The sequence below is a fragment of the Vibrio sp. 1727 genome (assembly GCF_033344415.1).
Taxonomy (GTDB): Bacteria; Pseudomonadota; Gammaproteobacteria; order Enterobacterales; family Vibrionaceae; genus Vibrio; species Vibrio alginolyticus.
The window spans coordinates 1-654 of record NZ_JAWPOT010000344.1; the positions used below are offsets into that span (position 1 = coordinate 1).

A 654-nucleotide genomic window follows, 5' to 3' on the forward strand; every position below is an offset into this window, starting at 1 on the left:
GCTTCCTTGTTGATTCTGAAGGTCTTTACCCACAATTCGACAAGGCAGATCACCACTTTAATAGCCAAATGCCAATGCTAGATAAATACCGTCGCATGCTGCAAACTTGGCGTAACTGCCCTCGTCAATATCACTTGTGTGAAAACGAGCTTGCACAAATTTTTAGTGCATAAGATAGCAAGTCTTTGATTAGGAGAGCATTCGCTCTCCTTTTTTATTATCTGTAATTTCTCTTCTGTGTGTTTTTTACTTGTTTGCATCACTTCTGGTTACACTCCTCTCACATTGAATACTTTCAATAAAGGTATTCACGCACAGCCACTTCTATATAACGTACTAACACTATCTTGGTTTCATATTTAAAGGCTTGGTGGTAACGTACCGTATTTACTTCATAGTATTAAGGGCACGACATGATTTACACAACAACAGATACGATTCCAGGCAAGGAAATAGCAGAAGTTAGAGGAGTGGTGACGGGCAACGTTGTTCAATCTAAGCATATCGGCAGAGACCTAATGGCTGGTCTAAAAAGCATTGTTGGTGGAGAGATCCGCGGATACACCGAAATGATGACCGAAGCACGTGACATTGCTATTCAACGTATGGTCGAGCAAGCGAACCAGAAAGGCGCCAATGCGATTGTAGGAATTC

At 41.6% G+C, this 654-nt stretch carries 2 protein-coding genes; both read left to right on the plus strand.

Annotated elements, in window-relative coordinates; all coding sequences use genetic code 11:
- On the plus strand, positions 1-173 hold a 173-nt coding region (locus R8O10_RS25645; protein WP_318192014.1), incomplete at its 5' end, for a YfbU family protein.
- Positions 174-413: 240 nt separating this feature from the next.
- A partial coding sequence (locus R8O10_RS25650; RefSeq protein ID WP_318192013.1) for a heavy metal-binding domain-containing protein occupies positions 414-654 on the plus strand: 241 nt, incomplete at its 3' end.